The organism is Paenibacillus sp. Y859 (assembly GCF_056786405.1).
The window spans coordinates 123,282-142,950 of record NZ_JBXCIZ010000006.1; the positions used below are offsets into that span (position 1 = coordinate 123,282).

At 39.8% G+C, this 19,669-nt stretch carries 13 protein-coding genes; 11 read left to right on the forward strand and 2 right to left on the reverse strand.

Features of this window, described 5'->3' with window-relative positions:
- The first annotated feature begins 118 nt into the window (after nucleotides 1-118).
- Genes AC1TO8_RS14740 through AC1TO8_RS14750 form a run of 3 tightly spaced genes read left to right on the forward strand, consistent with a single transcriptional unit; the run spans nucleotide 119 to nucleotide 2,653 of the window.
- Entirely contained in the window at nucleotides 119-1,042 is a 924-nt protein-coding gene (locus tag AC1TO8_RS14740) for a carbohydrate ABC transporter permease (protein WP_482056468.1), read from the forward strand.
- 18 nt (nucleotides 1,043-1,060) lie between these two features.
- Nucleotides 1,061-1,876: a carbohydrate ABC transporter permease gene (locus AC1TO8_RS14745; RefSeq protein WP_482056375.1), complete on the forward strand. Its 816-nt coding sequence runs from the start codon at nucleotides 1,061-1,063 to the stop codon at nucleotides 1,874-1,876.
- A gap of 36 nt (nucleotides 1,877-1,912) precedes the next feature.
- Nucleotides 1,913-2,653 carry a glycerophosphodiester phosphodiesterase gene (locus AC1TO8_RS14750; RefSeq protein ID WP_482056376.1) on the forward strand — a complete coding sequence of 247 codons (741 nt, stop codon included), beginning with the start codon at nucleotides 1,913-1,915 and terminating at the stop codon, nucleotides 2,651-2,653.
- A 215-nt stretch (nucleotides 2,654-2,868) separates the two neighbouring features.
- On the opposite strand, the gene AC1TO8_RS14755 is transcribed toward AC1TO8_RS14750, so the two are convergent.
- Nucleotides 2,869-3,498, reverse strand: coding sequence for a YfbR-like 5'-deoxynucleotidase (locus AC1TO8_RS14755; RefSeq protein WP_482056377.1), 630 nt, complete (start codon nucleotides 3,496-3,498; stop codon nucleotides 2,869-2,871).
- A 402-nt stretch (nucleotides 3,499-3,900) separates the two neighbouring features.
- Between AC1TO8_RS14755 and AC1TO8_RS14760 the strand changes: the two genes are divergently transcribed.
- A complete protein-coding gene (locus AC1TO8_RS14760) occupies nucleotides 3,901-5,535 on the forward strand; it encodes a helix-turn-helix domain-containing protein (RefSeq protein WP_482056378.1) in 1,635 nt (544 codons plus the stop codon).
- 406 nt (nucleotides 5,536-5,941) lie between these two features.
- Here AC1TO8_RS14760 and AC1TO8_RS14765 read toward each other — a convergent pair whose 3' ends face one another.
- Entirely contained in the window at nucleotides 5,942-7,642 is a 1,701-nt protein-coding gene (locus AC1TO8_RS14765) for an SGNH/GDSL hydrolase family protein (RefSeq protein WP_482056379.1), read from the reverse strand.
- A 279-nt stretch (nucleotides 7,643-7,921) separates the two neighbouring features.
- On the opposite strand from AC1TO8_RS14765, the gene AC1TO8_RS14770 reads away from it, so the two are divergent.
- From AC1TO8_RS14770 to AC1TO8_RS14800, 7 genes are all read left to right on the forward strand, one after another.
- Complete coding sequence (locus tag AC1TO8_RS14770; RefSeq protein WP_482056469.1) at nucleotides 7,922-9,589, forward strand: extracellular solute-binding protein; 1,668 nt, start codon at nucleotides 7,922-7,924, stop codon at nucleotides 9,587-9,589.
- A 36-nt stretch (nucleotides 9,590-9,625) separates the two neighbouring features.
- Nucleotides 9,626-11,374: a sensor histidine kinase gene (locus AC1TO8_RS14775; RefSeq protein ID WP_482056380.1), complete on the forward strand. Its 1,749-nt coding sequence runs from the start codon at nucleotides 9,626-9,628 to the stop codon at nucleotides 11,372-11,374.
- A 340-nt stretch (nucleotides 11,375-11,714) separates the two neighbouring features.
- Entirely contained in the window at nucleotides 11,715-13,160 is a 1,446-nt protein-coding gene (locus AC1TO8_RS14780; protein ID WP_482056381.1) for a glycoside hydrolase family 43 protein, read from the forward strand.
- 258 nt (nucleotides 13,161-13,418) lie between these two features.
- A complete protein-coding gene (locus AC1TO8_RS14785) occupies nucleotides 13,419-14,792 on the forward strand; it encodes an ABC transporter substrate-binding protein (RefSeq protein WP_482056382.1) in 1,374 nt (457 codons plus the stop codon).
- A 156-nt stretch (nucleotides 14,793-14,948) separates the two neighbouring features.
- Complete coding sequence (locus AC1TO8_RS14790; RefSeq protein WP_482056470.1) at nucleotides 14,949-17,807, forward strand: extracellular solute-binding protein; 2,859 nt, start codon at nucleotides 14,949-14,951, stop codon at nucleotides 17,805-17,807.
- A gap of 16 nt (nucleotides 17,808-17,823) precedes the next feature.
- Nucleotides 17,824-18,780, forward strand: a complete 957-nt coding sequence (locus AC1TO8_RS14795) for a carbohydrate ABC transporter permease (RefSeq protein ID WP_482056383.1) — start codon at nucleotides 17,824-17,826, stop codon at nucleotides 18,778-18,780.
- Nucleotides 18,781-18,788: 8 nt separating this feature from the next.
- Nucleotides 18,789-19,658: a carbohydrate ABC transporter permease gene (locus AC1TO8_RS14800; protein WP_482056384.1), complete on the forward strand. Its 870-nt coding sequence runs from the start codon at nucleotides 18,789-18,791 to the stop codon at nucleotides 19,656-19,658.
- Nucleotides 19,659-19,669 lie beyond the last annotated feature (11 nt).

The following is a 19,669-nucleotide window of genomic DNA, read 5'->3' on the forward strand; positions in this document are numbered from 1 at the left end:
CTATTGGATTGATAAGCGGACGTAACCACGACAAGTATGTACCTCAAGACCGCACGATACGCGGGGAAGCAGCACAAGCAATCTATAATTTGCTCTCGCTGCTGAAATAGAAGTGACTATGAAAGCGGGGAAAGAGGGAATTGAATTGAATCAACCTGTGCTTCATGCAAAAAGAAAAATCAACTGGAGAGAAAATAGCTTCGCTTTTGCTTTGCTTCTACCCTCCCTTGTATTTCTAGCGATGTTTACCTTTTACCCAACAATAAAATCTATTTACTGGAGCTTTCAAAGCTCTGATTTTAGCAATAAGCAGTTTGTGGGATTCGACCAATATGCTCAGGTGCTTCAAGACGATGTTTTTCTCAAGGTCATTGGAAATAATCTGCTTCTTGCCGTAGTAACGGTACCTATAAGTATTTTCCTTGCGATGTACATGGCGGCTTGGGTGAATAACAAGCTCAGAGGAACGAGTATTGTGCGAGCAGCGTTTTTTTATCCCACGATCATTCCGATGATTGCCATCGCCAATATTTGGCTGTTTATTTATACGCCGGATTACGGATTGCTTGATAAATTTTTAGGCTTGTTCGGCATTCCGTCCCACAATTGGTTGGGCGATCCAAGTTTGGTTATGTTTTCAATGATGTTGATGGTGATCTGGAAGGAAGCCGGATTTTTTATGATTTTTTACTTGGCTGGATTACAAAATTTACCGAGGGAAGCTTTTGAAGCAGCGGAAATGGAAGGTGCGAGACCGTTTCAGACGTTCCGCAAAATTACATTTCCTCTCTTAATGCCGACAACGATGTTCGTTATGGTCATTGCAACAACGAATTCTTTTAAATTGATTGATCATTTGTACATTATGACCAAGGGTGGCCCCGACAACTCAAGTAATTTACTGTTGTACCATATTTATGAGACGGCTTTCAGCTTCTGGGATATGGGTAAAGCCTCTGTCATGACAGTCGTGCTCCTAGCAATTCTGTTGACCATCTCGATATTCAATTATGCGTTTCTGGACAAACGTATCCATTACTAACCAAAAGGAGTCAGAGCCATGGGGATCCGTGTAATCAACCGTTTTATTATCGTACTTCTGGCTTTGGTTTTCGTTATGCCGCTGGTGTGGGCTGTTGTGACATCGTTCACCCCTTCCAATGAAGTGTTAACGAGAGTTAATCCGTTTGCGATTAAACATCCGACGTTTCAAAACTATATTTCGGCCTGGAACACGATTCCGTTTTTCCGGTACCTGTTCAATACAATTGTGATTGTGGTTGGTGTGCTAGTGGTACAACTATTCACAGCAACGCTGGCGGCGTATGCCTTTGCCCGGTTGAATTTTATCGGACGAGGAGTCCTATTTATCATTTTTCTCGTGCAAATCATGATTCCTCCGGATATTCTCATTTTTCCTAACTATTCTGTAATGAAGGAACTTGGGCTGATTGATTCCAAGCTGGCGATCATGCTGCCTTTTTGGGCTTCGTCTTTCGGCGTGTTCTTGCTGCGTCAGACTTTCAAGCAAATCCCGCTTGATCTGGATGAAGCGTCTAGAATCGATGGCTGTCGCTGGTGGCAGACGCTTTGGCATGTGTATATCCCTTCTGCCAAATCGACTTATGTCGCTTTTGGATTGATTTCGGTCAGTACGCATTGGAGCGACTTCATGTGGCCGCTTATCATTACCAACTCCGTTGAGACGCGACCATTGACAGTGGGGTTAGCTATTTTCGCGCAAACGTTCGAAACGGGTGCGCAATGGGGGACAGTCACGGCCGCTACAATTCTCGTCATTTTACCATTATTGGTTGTATTCCTGGTCTTCCAGCGTCAGTTCGTAGAAAGCTTTATGCACTCGGGAATCAAATAAGCGAAATGAAAAATCGCATAATAAAGGATGATGAATATGAAATGGAATATCGAAGGGACCTGGATCGTCGCACATAGAGGAGCAGCGGGAGAAGCGCCAGAAAATACATTGGCTGCATTTCGATTAGCGCTCCAACAGCAGTGTCAAGCTATTGAACTGGATATTCATCTAACACTAGACGAAGAGATCGTCGTGTGTCATGACGAAACGCTTGATCGTACGACGAATCGAAGCGGAGTGATTGGGGAGTTGGCCTTGGAGGAAATTAGGCAGGCCGACGCTGGTTCCTGGTTCGCATCAGCGTTTGCAGGAGAGAAAATCCCACTGTTGCGTGAAGTGCTTGAGCTAGTACCTTTGGATATTGGTTTGAACATTGAGCTGAAGCAAAGCTACGGTGGACGTATCGAGGAGAAAGTGATTGGACTGCTGCGGGAGTTTGACCGACTGGATTCGGTGGTTTTCTCCTCCTACGATCACAAAATGCTGTATCGGATCAAGCAAATCGCGCCCAAGGTCCGCATCAGTCTCGTATATGACGCTAAACTGCTGCATCCGCTCCGAGTGATCGAAGACTTCGGGATGGATGTGTTTTCCGTATCACTGCATGATGTTATGGTGGATTCGGAGGACGTGGCTGCGATCCGGGAGAGCGGCAGACATGTCATTGTATGGACCGTTAATGAAGAACAAGGGATGCAGCAGATGCTTGAATGCAAGGTATCTGGAATAATTACCGATTATCCAGCTATGCTGGGAAAGGTAATCAAGCAAATTTAAAGATAGATGAACACGGAAGTAACATCAAACCGCAAAAGAACCGTCAGGGAATTTATCAACCTTGGCGGTTCTTTTATTTACTCCGAGCGTGTGACATCCAATTGACTAATAGTTAACAAATTGGAGTTCTATCAAGATAGTAGAGATAGATCCTTTTCTTTTACCGTCTGATCAAAGTGCATATTCGTATTTCGTGAGGGTTATAGATGAATTTTTTAGAAGTCTAATGCTTCTTTTGTGATTTTTTTAATATCGACAGGACAATTGGAACTTTCCTCAACAAGATCGGGGAGTATGTGCAGCAAGAAATAATCTACACAATGTAGTTTGATGTTCTTGATTTTAATCAATGCCTCGCGGTACATGATAACAAACTCTTTCTCTGTGTTGCCTCTTCTTAGTTCAGCAAAAGCTTCATAAACTTGATCGAGTTTGTCAGCCATTACAAGAATTAATCCTTCTACGGAATCATCTTTACCTTCACGTAATTGTCTGCGAAAGATCGATTTGAGTTCCTCGGGGATATTCTCATCAATAAAATGTGCAACCATTCCTTCCTCTACTTTCTGGAGCATACCACGAAGTTCGAGAGAATAATGTTTCACGGGAGTTTTGATATCTCCAATAAATATTTCACCGTAATCGTGGCTGCTTGTAACTTCGTAAAGTTTTTTCCAATCCACAGTTACGCCATTACTTTCCTCAATATCGGCTAATGTTTTAGCATATTGCACTACTTTCCAAGAATGAGCAGATACACTGTGCTCTTCAAATTTGAATTTACCTGGGCAGCGAATAATACGTTCAAGATCGTTGAGCGATTGAAAATAAGTGTGAATTCCCATAAGTATCGATCCTCTCCGTATATAAAATGAGGGTGTTACCTTACTCTAGTATAGGGATGATTTGTTATGGGAGAATTAAATTGAAATAGTAGATTGAAGAATATGTAAAAGTCTATCCAATGGATGCCCACGAGGTGCATGAATAAATCGGATTTACTTTTCATTTTGTTTCTAGGTGTTAGTTGGTGTATTTATAAATCAATGGTCCTTATTCATTCTAGGAGGAGTAGTGCTATCTACGTATCAACGGAAAATGCGATCGAACTGAACAGTGGGCTGATACTTTAGTAATTCTTCGTTGGGAATATCGCTTGTTCTTATGAATTGAATCTATAGTAAACTTAAAAAGTAGGCATTGGCTTAACAGATGCATGCTCATTAAGCTAAAGGGGAAGATTTCAGATGTATAGATTACTGATTGTCGATGATGAAGAAATTATTACAGAGGCATTGTACGAAGTATTTAATCAATTCATGCCAGACGACTTAGATATATGTAAAGCTTTTTCAGCAAAAGAAGCATTGAGTTGGTTGTCGCGAACCAGAATCGACATTGTGCTTACCGATATTCGTATGCCGGGGATGAGCGGTTTAGAGTTGATGGAAGAAATTCGATTGTATTGGCCAAGATGCAAAATTATTTTTTTGACAGGTTATAGCGAGTTTGAATATGCGTATCAAGTGATTCAAAAGTTGAACGTTAGATATTTATTAAAGACAGAAGGCTATACAAAGGTTACTCAAACCGTGCAGGAAGTTATACAAGAAATTGATAATGAGAATCAAATAAATAAATTGTTGGAACAATCGCAAGAACAGATGGATACGCTAGAATTGATGGCACAGAGCGAATACTTCAGAAATTTTCTACATGACAGTCAAACAACTTATGAGCATCAAGATTCAGTAATTCAAGAGTTTGAAAGATTAAATATTGTTTTAGATCCTAAAGCCCCTGTTGTTTTAGCGCTTGGTCACTTGTCATATTCTTTTGAAGTAGCACATATTGAAAAAAGTGAATTATTTTCATTAACGAGAGTCATTTGGAATTTCTTTATGACTGATCAGATTAAGAGTGTTCCTCTAGTTGACAAATATGGCGATTTATTGTGGTTTCTTCAAACATCACAGCATACGGATGAGAAATTTAGCAATCACTTAATAAAATATATGGAAGGTACTTTAGAATTAATTCAGCGAGTCTGCTTGGAGACACATGGTATCTCAATATCTTTCACAATAAGTGGTGGTCCCTGCGCCTGGAATGAAATAACGAATCAGTATGAACGCCTTAGACAACTGCAGAGAATGAAGATAGGTGATGGAGTCTCATTGATTCAAATTGATCAAGTTGACCAGACAATGACATCAAATCCGAATGAAGGTTTTCGGCTTGGACCCAAAATGGAGGTTTTGAGCGCACATCTAGATGCCGGAAGGTCTGAGGAGTTTTTTAAATGTTTTGATGAAGTTGCTCAATATACTTTGAATTTGAATGATTCAGTTCATCGCTCCGTTGAAACCTATTATTCACTAGCTTTAATATTACTTTCATATATCAATCGGTTTGGTTTGCATCATGATATCGGTGAATATAGTAAACTAATGCTTTTAGAAAAACATACATCCATGACAGAAGGATTTCAGTATTTGCAATTATTAGCTGAACGTATGTTTAAACTAAAATTAATGAATGAGCAAAATAGGACATCTTTAATTATTGGAAAAATTTGCGAATTTATTAGAGAGCATTTAAGTGAAGATTTATCGCTCGTTCGGTTAGCAGAAATTCATTATTTTAATCCATCCTATTTGTCGCGTTTCTTTAAGCAGGAATATGGGGTTAATCTATCGGAATATATTGATGAATGTCGAATTAGAAAAGCTAAGGAGCTATTGTGTAATGGAGATTTAAAAGTTCGTGATGTTGCCTTGTTGGTTGGATATGAATCAGCCCATTCCTTTACACGTTTTTTTAAGAAATCTACAGGGATGACCCCACAGGAATACCGAGATTACATCATTGTGGAACGCTAGTTTCCAGATAGAATAGCAACAAAAGATAATAATATGATATCTATTCTTCACGAGGTCTAAACGTCATTTTATCGCGTTCTTCCTTCGGATTTGTAGATTTCCAATATACTCGATTCGTTGACTTTTTTTATAATAATCTCTGATATTTTATGTGAAGCAATTTACAACTTAATTAACAACACTTTACAACATTATTCTAGTGATCAAAAGGTTTCATTGCAAAGATAGACAATGTAATTGTAGCTTTTATGGGAGAAGTTAGGGTTTACTTCAGATGAATATGCATATGTCACAACATCATTGGATTTAAGGAAATGGAACGAACCTGAAGAACTAAGCTTAATTGATATAGCCTAGCTATCGAATTGAATTCGATAGCTGGGCTATTGAGATAGTACTTATTTTGTTATTGCACAACTCCAAAGCCAAGTATGGTAAAACACTTATCCTCATGACCTGCTGACATGCGAATCTCGATAGTATGATCGTTCGCTTCTTGCTCGTTGAATATAATGATAGGATGACAGTGTGTCCAGTTAGTAAGAAGTGGATCCACGGTTTTTGCTAGCTTACCGTCCACTAATATATCTGCACTTCCAAACTCATTGTTGCCAGTATCTTTATATATTAATAGAAGGCTTTTGCAATGCAGTTTCATCATAAAGCTATTACTTCCTGATTCTATCGTATGCATCCAGTTGTTGGGGAATTGAGGTGTACGGATGGTTTGATCGTCTAACCCCACCTGATGCAAATCCGTATCTGATGCTTGGAAGCTACCCTCACAAATTTGCGCAATATGTGTGTTATGAATGCGATCAAGCAGCGAGATATGAACAAAATCATTACCAATAATCGGCTGTTTGTTCAAGTCAATATCCTGCTCACTTTGGACACTACGATCAGCTTCGGCAATTAAGTAACCTAAGCAATCTGCCATTATCGTATGTCCAGTGTTTGTTGGATGATAAATATCATAAAAGTATTGTTGCTTCGTAATGACAAGCCCTTCTTGCTTCGTCATACCAAATTGCTCGACTAGTGCATCCTTAACGCTAACCATCGGCAGATCATAATGCTTACCGACGGGTGAAAGTCGATCCTGCAAGTTCCAGTCATTAATAAATACGCTGAACAGCAGAATAACAGCAGGCTCATGTTGCTCTTGTAATGCTCTAAGCACTAGACTTTCGTAGCAAACTCCTTCAGTTTCATCTTCTGCATCATTAACAGCGAATTCAATAATAACGATATCTGGCTGAGCAGCGCCATGCTTTAGTACATCTCTTTCGTAGCGAATCATGCCAAGCTCAGATGGAGTTCCACCTACTCCAGCTTTAATAAAGTGAATATGATCTCCATTATCTTTACCATATCGTTGTTTGAAGCTTACGTACGATTGATAGGCATAGCAGGCATTATGAATGGGTCGTGCACTGGCGCCTTCTGTAATTGACCCTCCAATATAGGCGATGGTGACATCCTCACCTTTTCGTGCCTTATTAATTGCTTTTTTTAATCGGGTATTGTTTCCGAGCTGTAGTAATGATTTGCTGATCATTTCGCGATAGGCAGGTGAGCTGGTGTCAATAGGTCCATTATCTACATGCTGTGGAGATTCAAATCCTTCATTAAAATATAAATATACGCTTACTGTGGCTAACGCTCCAGCACGAGAGAATTCAAAGCTGAGCTTGCCTGGCACGTCATCTTCTTCTGACCAATCGTAATCACTCAAAAGAATTTTTACTTCAGAACAATCAGTTGGACATATTGTTTGCATACGTGTTCCAGACTCGTACTTGTTCGTCTTGCCCCAGTTTTCGTAGATGACGGGCATATTTGGTTGATCTACCTCAGCGCATTGGACAGATATGCCGATGCTGTGAACTAATTGGCGGAAGCCTTTGCAGCTTTTTAATAGATCTAACAGTTTATCATCGGCTATTCTACTTGCATGTTTAGCCATGTCTACGAGACGACCTTCCATATAAATTTCTTGACGAAAGCTCCCGTCTGGTTGAGTTGTGGCTTCAATAATAGAATCTAATAGAAAATAAAATCCTTTACTTGTTTTTGTTGAATATTGCAAGGAATCATTAGCCACATATATCATCCTTTCTTATTTTATATCTATATTTTAATGGATATTACTTCGAATTAAAACCTGTTAAAGTATGCTACTAATTCTACTCATGGTATAATTAGGGTTAGTTAGAAAAGGGGATATGACCATGGGATCGCCTAATCCATAACTGGTGGATACACTGGTGTTCTTAGGAATCTCCCACTTCAATCAGACCGAAAGGTTGATAAGTGGGAGTAGTTCAACGAGATAATGAAATGATATCTATGTGAATAGGGGGAGTCTTATTTGCAGATAACGATGATGAAATGGGTCAAGCTTATTGTTTTAACTCTATTGTTGATGTTGATAGTAATAGCTTGTGAGAACGATAGTACTTCGATCAATACTAACGACGAACCCTTGGAAGAAAACAATAATAGAAATGTTTATGATGAAATTGGACTTAGCAAATATGACCCGCCAATAGAGCTATCATTCGTCCGCGAAACAAGTGACACTTTGGAAGAATTACTAAATGTATTACCTGGGGAATCATTAGAAGATAATAGATGGAGCCGAATCTATGAGCAAGTATTGGGCATTTCAATTAAGTACGATTGGAAAGCAAAGGGCGATCTTTATAAGCAAAAGCTTAGTTTCTCCGTTTCTTCAGGTCAACTCCCAGATGTTGTTAAAGTTAGTTCGGAACAATTAAGAATGTTGAGTAATGTAGGCTTAATTCAGGATTTGACGGATGCTTACAATAATTATGCGACACCGTTGACTAGAAATATATTAGAACAAGAAGGAAATTCAGCTTTTGGCGCGGCTACAATTGATGGGAAATTAATGGCTATACCTGACACTAATTCCTCCATTGAAGGAGCGATGTATATTTGGCTGCGAACGGATTGGATCGAGCAGCTTGGATTAAAGCCACCGCAAACGATTAGTGATGTATTGGAAATTTCAAGAGCGTTTACAGTAATGGACCCAGATCAAAATGGTCAAGACGATACTTTTGGCTTAGCCATTACGAATTATTTGTGGGATACTGTCATGAGCATTAAAGGCTTCATGGCAGGTTATGAAGCATATCCTGAACTTTGGATAGTTGATGATTCAAATAATCTCGTATTTGGTGGCATTCAGCCTGAGGTGAAGACAGCGCTTATCGACCTGCAGAAAATGTATAAAAATGGTCAACTTGATCCCGAGTTTTCGTTCAAAAATGTTGAAAAAGTGAAGCAGCAAATTGCGGATGGAAAAGCAGGGATGATGTACGGTGAGCAATGGGGATCGTTTGTAGTGCAAAACAGTCAAGATCTTGATGCAGACTGGAAAGCATATCCTATTGTATCTCTGTCCGGTATACCTCCAAAGGTTCCACTAAAATTAAGAACTTATCAGTACTTTGCTGTACGTAAAGACTTAGAGCAGCCAGAAGCAATTGTCAAATTAATTAATTTGCATCTCGAGAAAAATTGGGGTAAGACTGCTGAATATAAAGAGTATTATAGTTCTTCTTATCCTGTGTGGCAGTTATCACCAGTAACTCCATATCCAGCTCTAAAAAATTTAGAAGCCTATCGTCAGCTAGCTGAAGCTCGTCAAACAGGGGATTGGACGGGGTTGAATACTGAAGCTCAATCCATTCAAAAGTTAATTGAGCAGTATCAAGCGGGGGGAGCAGATAAAGATCATGGTTGGGGATGGGATAAGACGTATGGCGTTAATGGTGCCTTTTCTATCCTTGATCAGTATGAAGTTAATGATCAATTATTATATGAAGCATTTACAGGTGCTCCTACTGAAACGATGATCGAGCGAAACTCATTACTGCACGATCTGCAACATGAGACATATATCAATATCATCCTTGGTAATTCTATTGATGAATTTGATCAATTTGTAGAAACATGGTACGAGCTAGGTGGAGCCGAAATAACAATGCAAGCCAATGAGTGGTATAAACTAAATAAATAATCATAAAGGCATTCATGCAGGCTCGGAGGTATTATCTTGTTCAACTTTCCTGTAACATCATTACGTAAAACTATTTTTTTTCGTTCGGTATTTACGTACCTGCTTGTTTTTATACCTATTATTATGCTTGGTTTTTACTTATACAACTGGAGCTATAATAATGCTAGCGATGATATTTCAAGAGCGACTGTTACACAATTGAACTACTATTTAGAAGATTTAGATCGTGAAGTTGAGTGGATGGAACTGCAGCAATTTGATCTTGTAGAGGATAGCGAATTAAGTAAGCTTGCTGTTACTTGGGATAAGATGAGCAATGTGGAAAGAAGAGAAAGCTTAAATTATGTATTACACCGACTTACATCGTTCAAAAACAGCAGTGCGTATATTAAAGAAATTAATGTACATATTTATAGCATTTCTAAAACAGTTTCTGCAACGAATTCTGTTGTTAATCTTGATGAACAGATCTATACACAATTAGTCGCTAATTATTCTAAGAATCGAAATCGATTATATTATTCAGGTGAAGCGCTCCATCTTATCGCTGTAAAGTATGGAGGTGGTAAAGGAGAACTGCCAAACTATGTCGTTCAGATCGAATTAGACGGCGCAAAGCTACAGCAGTCATTACAGCAGCTAAGTGTCTATCCAGATAGCGGATCATTTCTTATTTCAGAGCCGTCAGAATTTACATTGATGAGCAATGATGAAGCAGCAACTGTTGCAAATAGTTATTTGGATGAGGAAGAAAGCGTAAAAAGAAGTATGTCAACGCTAGAGGTTGCTGGAGAGCGGTATCATATGGATAAGGCATATTCTAATAAATTAAAGCTCACACTCGTTACTTATTTGCCCGAGAAGACGGTTAAAAGACCTTTAAGCTTCTTCTATAAATGGGCTTGGTTATTTGCTATTGCTTCCTTTATAGCGATTGTTGTCTTTTCATATTCGACGTATCTCTTTATACATAAGCCGTTATTACTGCTTGTGCAAAGCTTTAGACGGATGGAGGCTGGAGATCTGGATCATCCAATCGTTCATGACAAAAAGGACGAATTTGGATATTTGTATACGCGCTTCAATTATATGCTTACAAAATTAACAAGTCTAATTGACCAAGATTATAAGCAAAAAATGATGATGCAGAAATCTGAACTAAAGCAGCTACAATCTCAAATTAATCCGCATTTTTTGTATAATAGTTTCTTTATTTTGAATTCCTTAGCAAAGATCGGAGATGTCGAGCGGATTGAACAATTTACAATTATGCTAGGGGAATATTTCCGCTTTATTACACGTAACGGTGAGGATCTTGTTCTGCTGGAGGATGAAATAAAGCACTCGCGTATGTATACAGACATTCAAGAGCTTCGTTTTTCGAGAAGAATACGAGTAAGATTTGATGATTTACCAAAGGATATGGAAGTTATTAAAGTACCAAGACTTATTGTGCAGCCGATAATAGAAAATGCTTATGAGCATAGTCTTGAGAAGAAAAGTGAGGAAGGATTCCTTAGTATTACATTTGATAAGCAGCAGGATGCACTCCATATTATTGTGGAGGATAATGGTGAACAGCTTACCGATGAGCAACTTATGACGCTACAGCATCGAATCCAGCATAATGATGAAGCAAATGAAATGACAGGCATTATTAACATTCATCGACGGCTTATATTAACGTATGGAGAAGATAGTGGTTTAATAGTAGAACGCAGCGAACTTAATGGGCTGAAGGTTACGATTTGTATGCAATTGAATAATGAGCTGCAACTAAAGTGACTTTTGCGAGTCACTTTAGTTAAATATAAGAGAGTATAAGTTTCACTTGAATCAATTTCATAATCGCCGATGCAGCTAAATCGAGTTGCGTAATTATGAAATTGATTCTTGATACTCTATTTCTTATATTTCCGCTGAAACGGGTACCGTCTTGAAAAAGACGGCATAGCCGTTTCTACTTGGTCGATTTTTGCAGATAGATGAAAATCTATAACTTGAGGGGTCATTCACCATCAGTTTGACAGGTTGAAGCAACGATAGTGAAACGTTACGCTTTAATAAGGAATTAGAAGTGATCTCAGAGAAAGTACCACTTACACTTAAAAAGGAGCTAGACGAAATGATGAATAATGAAATAGCTGAAGCGGTAGGGAAAACGATATTGAACGGAAATCCATTAGTCTCTCACAAATTTGGAGCAGATCCTTATGCTCTAGTATATAAAGACCGGGTCTATCTTTATATGACGAATGATGTATTTCAGTACGACGAGAGTGGTAATATCAAGGATAATACTTATGCCAATATTAATAAACTCTCAGTTATTTCTTCTGACGATCTAGTTAATTGGACGGATCACGGCTTCGTAGATGCGGCAGGTCCGGATGGCGCAGCCAAATGGGCAACGCAATCTTGGGCACCTGCGGTGGTGCATAAAGTGATCGATGGAAAAGATAAATTTTTTATCTACTTTGCAAATAATGCGAGTAATATTGGTGTGCTAATGAGTGATAGTCCAACGGGACCGTGGGTCGATCCGATTGGTAAGCCACTACTTACTAGAGAAACTCCAGGTGTGGAAAAAGTAACATGGCTGTTCGACCCAGCTGTATTAATAGATGATGATGGGCAAGGCTATATCTACTTTGGCGGCGGTATTCCAGAAGGACAGGAAGAAATGCCGAATACAGCTAGAGTGATGGAGCTCGGCGCAGATATGATTAGTGTCGTAGGGGAAGCTCAACCCATTCCAGCTCCGTATATGTTTGAGAATTCTGGAATTAACAAAGTGAATGACAAATACTACTATACGTATTGCTCGAATTTCTATGATGGTGTTCGTCCTGCCGGAAGTCCTCAAGCAGGTCAAATCTCATATATGGTTAGCGATTCTCCGATGGGTCCATGGACTTATGAAGGTATAATTCTAAAAAATCCAGAACACTTCTTTGGCGTAGGTGGTAATAACCATCATGCGATTTTCGAATTCCAAGGAAGCTGGTATATCGCTTATCATGCTCAAACCTTGTCTAAAGCGATGGGAGTAGCGAAAGGATATCGTTCAACGCATCTGAATCAGGTCCTTTTTAATGCAGATGGAACGATTCAGGAAATTATCGCTAGTTATGAAGGCGTTAAGCAATTGAAAGTCTTACATCCATATGTTCGAGTGGAAGCGGAGACGATCGCTTGGAATGCAGGAATAAATACGGAGCTGATTAGTGATGATAATGGAAATCCTTCGTCTAACAGAGTAGTGACAGATATTGATAGTGGCGATTGGATAGCCGTTTCAAATGTTGATTTTGGTAGTAAGGGTGCTGCTTCTTTTACAGCATCTGTGGCTAGTGGAAGTTCTTCTAGTAGCATTGAAATCCGTTTGGATAGTCCAGACGGCAAATTGATTGGTGAGCTTTCCATTCCTGCAGGTGATGGACTAGATCAGTTCAATGAGCTTCAAACTGAGATTAAAGGTGCAGATGGAGTTCATCACTTATTCCTTGTATTTAGAGGAGAGACTAATAGTAAGCTAATCAAGTTTGATTACTGGCAATTTCACAAATAATGAATAGTTTATGAACCGTTGTCCCCGTATCTAATAGGTACGGGGACTTTCTATATAAGCAATAGATGTGCAACTTCTTAGATTGTAAGCAATTCTTTACTTGTTTTTTTTATCGCTCGATACGCGAACTGGTCTCTGGAAAGGGAACCTATAATTAGGCAGGCTGAATAACTGAATATAGGCAGGTTGTTGACCAACTAATGAAAGCGCTACAATTCATGGTGTAACTAAATCCCAAGGGGAAACAGGGGGAAGAAAATGTTGAATAAAAAAAGGCTGTTAATGATGCTGTGTCTTGTTTTTGTTTTGGTATTATCTGCTTGTAGCGGGAATTCAGCAAATAATGTTGCTCCTGAACAATCAAGTGATCCAGTGGTAACAGATGTTGTACCGAGTGAAGAGGTTGCAGTAGTTAATGAGAACCCAAATGCAACACCTGAAATGGATTTCGATCTTGGTGGGAAAACTGTCAAGTTTGTAGCTTGGTTCGATCTTGCAATACAACAAGATGGCCCTGACAATATCCAGCGCCAGAAAAATTTAGATGAATTAATGGTAAAACATAATTTCAAAGTTGAATATGTTAGTTTGACTTATGACGAGTATGTTGAAAAAGTATCGGCTTCGTTGCTAGCAAACGATCCGGTCGGAGATATTCTCTCGATTAGGAAACCTTGGGCAATTCCTAGTATGGTACAGCAAGACTTCTTCTGGCCGCTTGATGAATATACAAAGAACGATAAAGCATTCAGTCCAAGTGGTATAAAATTCTCCGAATACGACGATAAATCTTACGGGTTCTCAATATATGATGGAGAAAATGGTGCAAACGGTATCATTTACAACAAAACATTGATGAACGAACTGGGCTTGAAGCCTTTGCAGGAGTACGTTAATGAAGACAATTGGAACTGGGATACTTTCACTCAAGTTGCTAAAGAAGGAAACCGAGATACGAATAACGACGGAGAAATAGACGTTTGGGGTCTTGCAAATGTATCCATTGATGCGGCAATGGCTTCTAATGGTGCTGACTACACTAATGGAAATCAACAAGCTTTAGATGATCCTAAAACGCTTGAAGTGTTTAATCATATAAGCACGTTTGCAACAGAGAAGCTTGTCAGACCGACAGAAGGTGGAGATTGGACGGAGCCAACACAATTCTTCCGTGAAGGTAACACAATGCTAGTTAATGGTTCAATGTATGAAATTGATGGATATCGTACGGATATGCCTGACTCTGAAATAGGCTTTGTTCCCTACCCTAAATCTCCAAGTGCAACTGAATATACAAGTGTTACTACTGCACCTACCTTTTACGTGATTCCGAAAGCGGTTGAAAATCCAGAGCAAATGGTGTATATCATGGAAAAAATCCAGGAGTACGATTCCGTTAGTGAGTATTCAGCTCAAGCTTATTATGAATCAATTTTTGACAATGAGGAAGATGTTGCCAATCTAAGAACGGCGAATAAGAAAACACATGTACTAGACAGAGAGACTTATCCTAATTTCCCGTATTGGAGTATTATTGGTGACTTGAATAATGGAGTTTCTGTTTCAACGGTTGTTGAGACATACAAAGCACAAGTTCAAGCTGCTGTGGATGAAGTATGGATAACTAATTAATCTAAAGTAAAAGTAACTTAAATAAGACGCAACATTCCTCATTAGGTAGTAGATTCTTACTCATGAGGAATGTTGCTAAACTTTTCTTAATTTTAAATATACATCAGGAGGGGAGAAACGTTGTACATAAGAAAGAAAAAGAAAGTGATTGTTCTAATGGCTCTTGCCGCACTTCTATTATCCCTATGGGCTTTCTACCCTTCAGATTCCACCTCTCAAACGCATGTTCATGCTTTAGGAGGTTTTGATGCCGTTACAGGCCTCTCGGAAGAAGATGGCTATGCTACATATTTAAATCGTCATTCGACAGTGGATAGACCTAATGAGACGGTTCGAATCGAAGGGGAGAACTTCGTCGAAACTCTCGGAGACGGGTTTGAGGTCGTCAAACAGTTTGAGGGATTAGATGGGCAAGCGGTAGTAACACCGGAAGCCGGTACCATCAGTTGGGAAGCATTTATTGAACAACCGGGATTTTACAATATTAAGATTCATTATTTTCCGCTTGAAGGAAAAAGCGCATCTATTGAAAGAGAGTTCGCCATTAATGGGGAAGTGCCCTTCAAAGAGGCCGAAATATTGTTATTTGACCGAGTTTGGGCAAACCGTGATGAAGAGATTCGAAGGGATGACAGGGATAATGATCTGCGCCCGAGACAGGTTGAGAAGCCAATATGGCAAATTGTCGATTTTAAAGATAGGAATGGTTATTTTGAAGAGTCATATTCCTTTTTCTTAAACAAAGGTATTCAAACACTTTCATTGACATCGTTACGAGAGCCTATGGCTATCGATTATATTGAACTGTATCAGAATAAGGGTCTGAAAAGTTATGAAGAACTGAAGAATGAGTACGAAGCCGAGGGCATTAAGGTTGCCCAGGATCAATATATGCTTATCCAAGCAGAGAATGCCAATTCAAAGTCATCCCCTACTTTATATCCAGTGTCAGACAGATCAAGTCCTACGGTTATCCCGTATGATGTTTCAAAGCTCCGCATCAACACAATTGGCGGATTGAATTGGAAACTACCTGGTCAGTGGATTGAATGGGAGATTGACGTTGAAGAGGATGGTTTGTATCAAATAGCATTAAAGCAAAAGCAGAACGAGCTTCGTGGTGTCTATGCTACACGAAGTCTGATGATTGACGGGGAATACCCATTTGAGGAAATGAAGCGAATTCGCTTTAATTATGGAAGAGATTGGAATATGAATGTATTGGGTGAAGATGAGCAGCCCTATCTATTCCATCTAACCAAAGGTACCCATCGTATTCGCATGACAGTTTCACTTGGAGATATCGCTCCATTGCTCCAAACGATTGAGTCGAGTGTGCTGGAGCTCAATGAGATGTATCGAAAGGTTCTAATGATTACATCAAATACGCCAGATCCATTTCGAGATTATCAATTAAAGAAGCGTATTCCAGAGATGACAGAGGTTTTCTCTGAACAGGCTGAAATTATTCAAAGTGTAGCAGACTACCTAGAAGAAGCAACGGGAGAGCGAAGCGATAAGGTTGCGGTTCTACACTCCATGGTCCGGCAACTAGAGGAAATGGTCAAATATCCGGAGACGGTTGCTAAACAATTGAAATCATACAAAATTAATGTCGGAGGTCTAGGGACATGGATTTTGAACGTTCGTGAACAGCCGTTATCGCTTGATTATCTAATCGTGTCTTCACCAGAACAGCAACTACCAAGAGCTGACGCTACAATACTACAAGTAGCTGGACATGAGATAGGGGCATATATTTCTTCTTATACAGAAGATTATGACAGCATAGGTAACACGGGAGAAAAGGATAAATCGATGACAGTTTGGATTACGACAGGACGCGATCAGGCGCAAGTATTGAAAAGCATGATTGATGATTCCTTTACACCAGAGACCGATATATCAGTAAAGCTTCGTCTTGTACCTGGAAATATTCTACTGCCAGCTACCCTTGCTGGTGAAGGTCCGGATGTTGCGATGCAGCTCGGCGAGGATATTCCGGTTAACTATGCAATGAGAGACGCTGCGGCGGATTTGACGAAATTTGATGATTTTGATGAGATTGTAACTCGGTTTCGTGACAGCGGTATAGACCCATACAAGTACAATGGAGGCGTATTTGCCTTGCCGGAGCAACAAACCTTTCCAATGCTGTTCTACCGCAAAGACATTCTTGATGAATTGGAATTGACACCGCCGAAAACTTGGCAAGATATTTATAACATGATTTCAGTGCTCCAGAAGCATAATATGGAGTTTTATTTGCCACTTGAAGCTACAAATGCGAGTATGGTTCCGAATGCGACATTCTCTATGCTACTTTTTCAGAACGGTGGTCAATTTTACAGAGATAATGATACGAAAAGTTCGTTAGATTCCGAAATTTCTATGGAAGCATTCAAAAGATGGTCGCAGTTTTATACCAGTTATAAGTTTCCATTGATAGCAGACTTCCCTAACCGATTCCGAACAGGTGAAATGCCGATAGGCATTGCAGACTATACAACGTATAACATGCTGACGGTTATGGCTCCTGAGATCAAAGGTTTATGGGAATTCACCCTAGTGCCAGGAACAGAACTTGCGGATGGTACAGTCAATCATGAAGTTGCCAGTCATACAACAGCAGTTCTAATGCTTGAAAATTCGGAAAATAAAGAGATTGCTTGGGAGTTTATGAAATGGTGGACAAACAAGGAAACTCAGGTCGCTTACGGACGTGAAATGGAAGGGCTTATGGGCGAGGCGGCTCGTTATCCAACTGCGAACATTGAGGCTCTTGAAGAATTGCCTTGGCCAATAGAGGATTATAACAATCTGGAGAGCCAGTGGAAATGGGTAAAAGGTATCCCACAAGTTCCAGGTGGATACTTTACTGGAAGACATCTAGACAATGCTTTCAGAAAAGTCGTAAACGCTAGTGAGAATCCTCGTGAAGCGTTATCTGATTATATCTTATATATTAACGATGAAATTGAAATCAAACGGAAAGAATTTAACTTACCGTATTAGTCAGGAGTGGAAGCTGATGCAAACAGAGAAAACCGCTCAGGCCGCAAAGGAATTCATTCGTCCGCAGAAGACATCTAAGTGGGCACATATCGCCAGCGAATTAAAACGTAACAAGCATTATTATATTTTAATTAGTCCATATATGACGATTTTCTTTTTGTTCACTGTTATTCCGGTCGCTTTCTCATTGGTATTAAGTTTATTCTATTTTAATATGTTGGAATTTCCGCGATTTGTAGGATGGCAAAACTATGCAAGACTGTTTCTCAATGACGACGTATTTATGATTGCTTTGAAGAATACGCTTCTGTTCGCGGTCGTTACTGGTCCTCTTAGCTATATCGCCTGTTTTTTATTTGCTTGGATAATTAATGAGCTATCGCCTAAAGTGCGTGCATTTATGACGTTAGTGTTTTATGCTCCGTCGATTTCAGGCAATGTGTTTTTCATATGGCTAATCGTATTTTCTGGCGATAGCTATGGTTATTTGAACGGGTTTTTGATGAGAACAGGGATTATATTGGAACCTATTCAATGGCTTCTTGATGAGAAATATATCTTGCCGATCGTCATGATCGTTCAACTGTGGCTTAGTTTAGGAACGAGTTTCCTTGCCTTTATTGCTGGTTTGCAAACGATAGATAGAACTTTGATTGAGGCAGGGTCTATCGATGGAATTAGAAATCGTTGGCAGGAACTATGGTTTATTACGTTGCCTTCGATGAGACCGCAGCTTATGTTCGGAGCGGTCATGCAGATTACAGGATCGTTTGCAGTTGCCGAAATATCGATTGCGCTTGCGGGCTTTCCGAGCGTCAACTATGCGGCGCATACCGTCGTAACGCATTTGATGGACTTTGGTAGTATTCGTTTCGAGATGGGCTACGCGTCCGCCATTGCAACAGTTCTCTTCGGCATTATGCTTGGAACCAATATGCTGACACAAAAAATGCTGAGAAAGATAGGTGAGTAACGTTGGCCATGAAAAGGATAGCGGTTTTTCGAAAGACTAAAAATCTTAATCGTTCCTTTACTGTAAGCTTTTTGCTGTTTACGTTGCTTGCCTTTTTCGGGGCCTTTATGGCTTTGCCGTTAGTTTATGCGGTGAACAATGCATTCAAACCGCTTGATGAATTATTTATATTCCCACCGCGGTTCTTTGTCAAAAATCCGACGATCGAAAACTTTTTAGATCTAATATCCTTAATGGGGAACTCTTGGGTGCCACTTTCTCGATATATCGCCAATACGCTGCTGATCACGATTGTCGGCACGGTGGGGCATATCCTGTTAGCGTCTGCAGCAGCCTATCCCCTTGCGAAATATCGATTCTATGGCTCGAAGACGCTCTTCTCCATAGTTGTGCTGGCTTTGATGTTTTCGCCGCATGTAACAGCTACACCGAACTATTTGATCATGTCTTGGCTAGGATGGGTCAATACACATGCATCCATAATTATACCTGCATTAGCATTCCCGCTAGGATTGTTCTTAATGAAGCAATTCATGGAGCAAGTTCCTGATGCCTTGCTAGAAGCTGCCAAAATTGATGGTGCTAATGAATACAGGATTTTTTGGACTATCGTTATGCCCAACGTAAAGCCTGCATGGTTAACTCTGATGATTTTGCAATTTCCAATGTTATGGGGAAGTGACGGGGGGAACTTTATCTATAGTGAGAACTTGAAAACGCTTAATTTCGCCTTGGGACAAATTACTGCCGGGGGGATTGCCAGAGCAGGGGTTGGTGCAGCAGTTGCACTACTTTTGATGATTGTTCCAATATCACTATTTATTATTTCTCAGAGTAGCGTCATTGAGACGATGGCTACTTCCGGGATGAAGGATTAGAAGGGGGCTGT